The 6,492-nt window shown below is 67.4% G+C and carries 8 protein-coding genes; all 8 read right to left on the bottom strand.

Annotated features, from left to right (window positions below):
- Positions 1–288 precede the first annotated feature (288 nt).
- Positions 289–690 (bottom strand): type II secretion system protein N, encoded by a 402-nt coding sequence (locus Q1W26_RS02300; protein ID WP_300435317.1) that lies wholly within the window; start codon positions 688–690, stop codon positions 289–291.
- Positions 691–876: 186 nt separating this feature from the next.
- Positions 877–1,716 carry an alpha/beta hydrolase gene (locus tag Q1W26_RS02295; protein ID WP_300435314.1) on the bottom strand — a complete coding sequence of 280 codons (840 nt, stop codon included), beginning with the start codon at positions 1,714–1,716 and terminating at the stop codon, positions 877–879.
- Between the two features lie 7 nt (positions 1,717–1,723).
- Positions 1,724–2,248, bottom strand: coding sequence for a GNAT family N-acetyltransferase (locus Q1W26_RS02290; protein WP_300435312.1), 525 nt, complete (start codon positions 2,246–2,248; stop codon positions 1,724–1,726).
- Between the two features lie 61 nt (positions 2,249–2,309).
- Positions 2,310–2,864, bottom strand: coding sequence for an alpha-ribazole phosphatase family protein (gene cobC, locus Q1W26_RS02285; RefSeq protein WP_300435310.1), 555 nt, complete (start codon positions 2,862–2,864; stop codon positions 2,310–2,312).
- Positions 2,849–3,619: an adenosylcobinamide-GDP ribazoletransferase gene (locus tag Q1W26_RS02280; RefSeq protein ID WP_300435308.1), complete on the bottom strand. Its 771-nt coding sequence runs from the start codon at positions 3,617–3,619 to the stop codon at positions 2,849–2,851. The genes cobC and Q1W26_RS02280 overlap by 16 nt, the downstream gene beginning before the upstream one ends.
- A 75-nt stretch (positions 3,620–3,694) precedes the next feature.
- Positions 3,695–4,729, bottom strand: coding sequence for a nicotinate-nucleotide--dimethylbenzimidazole phosphoribosyltransferase (gene cobT / locus Q1W26_RS02275; RefSeq protein ID WP_300435305.1), 1,035 nt, complete (start codon positions 4,727–4,729; stop codon positions 3,695–3,697).
- A gap of 151 nt (positions 4,730–4,880) precedes the next feature.
- The gene (gene gdhA / locus Q1W26_RS02270; protein ID WP_300435302.1) at positions 4,881–6,224 is read right to left on the bottom strand and encodes an NADP-specific glutamate dehydrogenase; all 1,344 of its coding nucleotides are present in this window, start codon (positions 6,222–6,224) and stop codon (positions 4,881–4,883) included.
- A 148-nt stretch (positions 6,225–6,372) separates the two neighbouring features.
- Positions 6,373–6,492, bottom strand: a 120-nt coding sequence (locus Q1W26_RS02265) for a bifunctional adenosylcobinamide kinase/adenosylcobinamide-phosphate guanylyltransferase (protein WP_300435320.1), incomplete at its 5' end; no start/stop codon positions are given.

Raw genomic sequence — 6,492 nt, 5'->3', positions numbered from 1 at the left:
CCCGGCCAACGTAACGCTAAACACCGGAAAGCCGCCCAGCAAGGGCTTAACCCGCAGAAGGTCGAATGAAATGAACCACCAACGTCCGATGGGCGACTGAAGTCGCCCCCACAGTTTGCCTATGCCTTTCGACACGCCTGGAGCGAACGGGCAAATGGCAAGAAGCCGCAGTTCAGAGCGCGCCCACCTTCTGCCGGCTGGCAGAATCTCATTGCCAATCAGCCTGAAATTCGGGACGGCCCTGCGTTTGAAAGCCGGGCGCGCTTGCTGCGCTGCCGGGCGGGGATGTCAGCGCGCCTTGGCGGCGGGCTGGGGAGAAAGGGGCAGGACAACCGGCACGGTGTCGCCCCGCAGACGCAGCAGCACGCGATCGGGCAGCACGCGCTCGACGCGGATATCGTCGTTGAAATAGGCGCCTTCGGCCACCAGGACCGGACGCTTGCCGGTCGACGCCAGGATCGCGATTCCCGGCGCCCTGTCGTTGCCGGCGATGACGCCCTGCAACACCAGGCCGTCCGCCGAGGACTGGAGCCCCGGCAGGGCCGACGGCGGGATGGCTGCGGATGCGCGTGGTGCGGCGGTACGGATCAGGCCGGCCTCCTCGGCAAGCCACAAGCCAAACACCACCGCCATCCCGGCGATCACGACGATCCGCTGAATGCGGTCATAGTCGAAGCCTTTTGCGCCCATCTTTGCATCGGGAAACCACGGCGCCGGCGTACAGAGCTGACGACGGGCACCTCGCCCATTTCTTGTTGATCAGCTTGCACCCTATCACCGGCCCTGCTCCGCGCGACGGCCGAGTCACGCGGATTAACTCATTTAACCTAATTTACATTTTTTCATTCCGGCGGAATGGCTGCAGGGGCCCCCGCGTCAGGCTCCGGCCACAAAATCCAGCACGTCGCGGACGAAGCGCTCGCGCTCCCACAGGTGGGGTGCGTGGTCCACGTCGTCGTAGATGTGCAGCCGGGCGCCGGGAATGCTGTCGCGCACGTAACGGGCGGTGGCGGTCGAATAGAAGTTGCTGGAGCCGCCATACACCAGCAGCGTCGGCAGGGTGATGGTGGCCAGCACGTCGCGGTAGTCGGCCGCTGAAAGGCTGGCCCAGCAGTCGATCAGCGGACGCGGCACCAGGCTCTGCAGACGCTGGCGGGCCGACGCCATGCCGACGGTGTTGTCCAGGTAGGCCGCGCGGGCCTTGGCGTTGTGACCAAAGGCCACCAGACGCAGCAGCGCCTCGGCAAAGTCGCGCTCCAGCGCGTCGATGAAGGCGGCGTTCCGGCAGTGGTCGAAGTCGCCGTAGATGCCGTTTTTCCAGTTGTCGTCGGTGAGGAGCCGGGGCGACTGGTCGATGATCACGAGGTGCGACAGGCGCTCTTCGCCAAAGTCGCGCAGGTATTGCCAGAGCGTCAGCGCACCCATCGAGTGGCCAGCCACCACGGCTTTTTCGAGCCCGTAGTGATCGAGCAGGTTGTGCAGGTCGCGGGCCATGCGCGGGGCAGTGGGAATGCTTTGGGTGACGAGGGGATGGCCGCCGTGGCCGCGGGCGTCCCAGCGAAAAACCCGGTGGTGCGCCTCGAAGGCGGCCAGGAAGGGATTCCAGTCGCGGTGGGTGGAGGTCCAGCCATGCAGCAGCACCAGCGGCGGGCCGTTGCCGGAAATCTTCAGGTGGATTTTTTCGCCGTCGTCGGCGCAAAAGCTGTCCATGGTCATGGTGGTTTCAGCCGTCTATGGGGTGCTTGGGCGTCTCGAGCACGCGCTGGTAGAAGCCCACGTCGAGCCAGCGCCCGAACTTGAAGCCGGCCTCGCGGATCGTTCCGGAGTGGGTGAATCCGAGTTGTTGGTGCAGCGCAATGCTGCCGGCGTTGGCCATGTCGATGACGCCGACCAGCACGTGGACATCCTGCCCCCGCGCGGCCTCGATGAGCCTTTCGAGCAGCGCCCGCCCAAGGCCCCGGCCGCGGTGCTCGCGGTGCACGTAGATGGAGTGCTCGACCGTGTATTTGTAGGCCGGAAAGGCCCGGAACGGCCCGTAGCTGGCAAAACCCAGCAGCGTGCCGGCCTCGTCCACCGCGCCGATCACCGGGTACCGGCCGGCCGCCTTGGCGGCAAACCAGGCGGCCATGCTGTCGGCCGTGCGTGGCTGGTAGTCATACAGCGCCGTGGAGGTGACGATGGCCTCGTTGAGAATGGCGAGGATCGCGTCGGCGTGGTGCTCGGGCGTGCAGGCGATGAAGTCGGTCATGCGTCGGGGAATCGGGAGGCCGGACTGGAATTATGCGGCCCTGGCTGTGGTTCGGGTTGCGCTAGCGGTTGAACCAGCGCAGCACCGTGCCCCAGTCGTGGAGGTCGAGGCGGGTGGCTTCGCCGCAGGCAAAATCCAGCCCCAGCCAGTGCTCCGGCGGCAGGCCCAACAGCTGGCCGGCCAGTGCGCGCAGGGGGCCGCCGTGGGCCACCACGACGACCGCCGGGGCCGGCGGCGCGGCGCGCAGGTCGGCCAGAAACTCGAGGGCGCGGGCGGCCATGCGGCGCGGCGATTCGCCGCCGGGCGGGGCGAAATCGAGCGGCTCGGCCACCCAGGCGTCCAGCGCGGCCTGGCCGATATCGTCGAAGCTGCGGCCTTCCCAGTCGCCAAAATAGATCTCTTTCAGGCGCGGGTCGAGCTGCGGCGTGCCGAGGGCTTCGGCCAGCAGCCGCGCGCGGGCCAGCGGGCTGGCGTAGAGGGTAAAGTTTTGCGGCAGCAGCGGGCGCAGCCGCTTGGCAACCGCGATGGCGGATTCGGCCAGGCCGAGGTCGGTCTGCCCGTAGCAGATGCCCGGCGCCACAGCGGGCCGGGGGTGACGGATCAGGTAAAGCTCCATGAGGCGAGGATTCCCAGATAGATTGAAACTTCGGCCACCTGCTGGGCGGCGCCAAGGCAATCGCCGGTGTAGCCGCCCAGGCGACGCTTGAAGGTGCGCGCCGCCAGCACCACGACGAGCGCCGCCAGCACCAGGGCCGCCAGCGCCTCTCGCGGGCTCAGCAGCAGCAGCGGCAGCACGCCGGCCAGCGTGGCTATGCCCAGCTCGGCGGAGGTCGGGCGGCGGGCCACCGGGGCGGATTTTGAACTGTCGGCGGCGCGGGCGTAATCGAGCAGCGCCATCAGGCCCACGGCCACGAGGCGCGACAGCGGGTGGGCCACCAGCAGCGCGGCGATCACCGGGTAATCCTCGTCGGCGCCAAGGTGGGCCAGCACCAAGTACTTGGCGAGCAGCATCAGCACGAGGCCGATGGCGCCGTAGCTGCCGATGCGCGAATCCTTCATGATCGCCAGCACCTGGGCGCGGGTCCAGCCGCCGCCGAGGCCGTCGCAGGTGTCGGCCCAGCCGTCTTCGTGAAAGGCACCGGTGGCGCGGATGGTCGCGGCCATCGACAGCACCAGGGCCAGATCCACCGGCAGAACCTGCACCGCCAGCCAATACACGCCCACTCCGACGAGGCCGATCAGCCAGCCGATCAGCGGCAGGAAACGCGCCGCCTGCCCGAGCTTGTCCGGCGTGAAATCCACCCAGCGCGGCACCGGCAGACGGGTGAAGAAACCGAGGGCGATAAAAAAGAGTTCGAACTGGGCGAGCATGGGGCGGGCGAGAAAAGATCAGTCAGGGGTGAAGGGCCGCGTGCGGGGCTGGAAAAACGTGTCCGCCAACCCGCCTCACGCCTTGCCTGCCACACCCGCGGATTCGAAACTCGCCATTTCGTTGAGGAAATTCACCGCGGCCTGCACCAGCGGGTAGGCCAGCGCGGCGCCGGTGCCTTCGCCGAGGCGCAGATCAAGCTGCACCAGCGGTTCGGCACCCAGGTGGGCCAGCTGCACCACGTGGCCCTGCTCGTTGGAGCGGTGGGCGAAGACGCAGTAATGGAGGATCTCCGGGGCCAGGGCGTGGGCCACCAGCAGCGCGCTGGTGACGATGAAGCCGTCGATCAGCAGCAGCATGCCGGATTCGGCCGCGCCGAGCATGGCGCCGGCCATCATGGCGATTTCAAAGCCGCCGTACTCGGCCAGCGCGGCCAGCGGGTCGGCCGGACGCCCGCCGCGGGCGATGGCCTGGGCCAGCAGCGCGCGCTTGCGCGTCATGCCGGCGTCGTCGAGGCCGGTGCCGCGGCCGATCACGCTATCCAGCTCGACACCGGTCAGGCAGTGGGTGATGAGCGACGCGGCGGCGGTGTTGCCAATGCCCATTTCGCCAAAGCCGACCACGTTGCAGCCCTGCGCGGCCAGCCCGCTGGCCAGCTCGCGGCCGCGGGCCAGCGCGAGGTCGCGGGTGGCGGCGTCCATGGCCGGCATTTCGAGGTAATTGGCGGTGCCGGCGCCGAGCTTGGCGTCGATCAGGCCGGGCCGGGCGCCAAACTCATGGGCGACGCCGGCATCGACCACCGCCAGCGCCATGCCCATCTGGCGGGCAAAAACGTTGATCGCGGCACCGCCGGCCAGGAAGTTCTCGACCATCTGCCAGGTCACGTCCTGCGGGTAGGCCGACACACCGGCCCGGGCCGCACCGTGGTCGCCGGCAAACACCAGCATCTGCGGCTTGCACAGTTCCGGCGCCAGGCTTTGCTGGATCAGGCCGATCTGGCGGGCCAGCGCTTCCAGGCGGCCAAGGGCGCCGAGGGGCTTGGTCTTGGTGTCGATGCGCTGCTGCAGCGCCGGGGCGATGTGCGGGTCGGGGCGAACGATGGCGTAGGTCATGGCGGGTGGCGGTGTCGGACGGACGAAGGCCGGGATGGTAGCGCGGGGAAACCGCAAACGGGAAACGGGGCGCCCTGCCCCGACCCCCGCGCCGGGCGTGCCGGCCAGTTGTCGGGTTACGCCCGGCGGGCTAACCCGACCTGCGCGGGCTTTAAACCACGCCCTGGGCCAGCATGGCGTCGGCCACCTTCACGAAGCCGGCGATGTTGGCGCCATCGACGTAGCTGATGCTGCCGTCTGCACGCTTGCCATACTGCACGCAGGCCGCGTGAATGCCCTTCATGATTTCCAGCAGGCGGGCGTCCACTTCCTCGCGCGGCCACGACATGCGCATGGCGTTCTGGCTCATTTCGAGGCCCGAGGTGGCCACGCCGCCGGCGTTGCTGGCCTTGCCGGGCGCGTAGAGCACGCCGGCCGCTTCAAACGCCTTGGCGGCCTCGATGGTGGACGGCATGTTGGCGCCTTCGGCCACGCAGATCACGCCGTTACCGATCAGGGCAGCGGCGTCGGCGGCGTCGAGTTCGTTCTGGGTGGCGCAGGGCAGCGCCACATCCACCTTCACGCCCCACGGCCGCTTGCCGGCCTCGAAGCGGGTTCCGGTGCGCTCGGCGTAGTCGCTGACACGACCGTAGTGGTGGTTTTTGACGTCCATCAGGATGGCGAGCTTTTCCGGGGTAAAGCCGTCTTCGTCGATGACGGTTCCGCTGGAATCGGACACCGTCACCACCTTGGCGCCCAGCGCCATGGCCTTTTCGACCGCGTACTGGGCCACGTTGCCCGAGCCCGACACGCTGACGCGCAGGCCCTGGAAAGACAGGCCGCGGGTCTTGAGCATTTCGTCGGCGAAATACACCGTGCCGTAGCCGGTGGCTTCGGGGCGGATCAGGGAGCCGCCAAAGCTCAGGCCCTTGCCGGTGAACACACAGTCGGCGCGGTTGCTGAGTTTCTTGTACATGCCGGCCATGTAGCCGACTTCCCGGCCGCCCACGCCAATGTCACCGGCCGGCACGTCGGTGTCGGACCCCACGTGGCGAAACAGCTCGCTGACGAAGGCCTGGCAAAACCGCATCACTTCGGCCGGGCTCTTGCCCTTGGGATCGAAGTCGGAACCGCCCTTGCCGCCGCCCATGGGCAGGGTGGTGAGGGCGTTCTTGAAGGTCTGCTCGAAGGCCAGAAACTTGAGCACCGACAGGGTCACCGACGGGTGAAAGCGGATGCCGCCCTTGTAGGGGCCGATGGCCATGCTGTGCTGAATGCGGTAGCCACGGTTGACCTGCACCTGGCCACGGTCGTCCATCCAGGCAACGCGGAACATCAGCGCGCGCTCGGGCTCGACCAGGCGATCCAGCAAGCCGTGTTCAACGTAGCGGGGGTTCTTCTCGATAAAGGGCCACAGGCTTTCCATGACCTCGGTCACCGCCTGGAGGAACTCGGGCTGGCCGGGATTGCGGTCCGAGACGTGCTGGAGAAACTGTTTTGCCGATGTGTATTTCATGGAAATCACTCTGAAATGGAAACTGGATGCACCAAAACAGGGATTATCTATAATTTACGCACCAACTTGGTTCTGAAAAACATTCACGTTAGATCGGGATTACCGAAACGCCGCTAAAACGCACCATGATGGGGCGCTCCGCACAGCATCAAGCCTTCAACACCAGCGGCAGGCCGGCCGCCACGAAGACAACCCGGTCGGCCAGCGCCGCGACGGCCTGGTTCAGGCGGCCCGCTTCGTCACGAAACAGGCGGCCAAGCGGGGTTTC

It is taken from the genome of Zoogloea sp., from assembly GCF_030157465.1.
Lineage (GTDB): Bacteria > Pseudomonadota > Gammaproteobacteria > Burkholderiales > Rhodocyclaceae > Zoogloea.
This window is presented reverse-complemented; position numbering and strand designations above follow the sequence as displayed.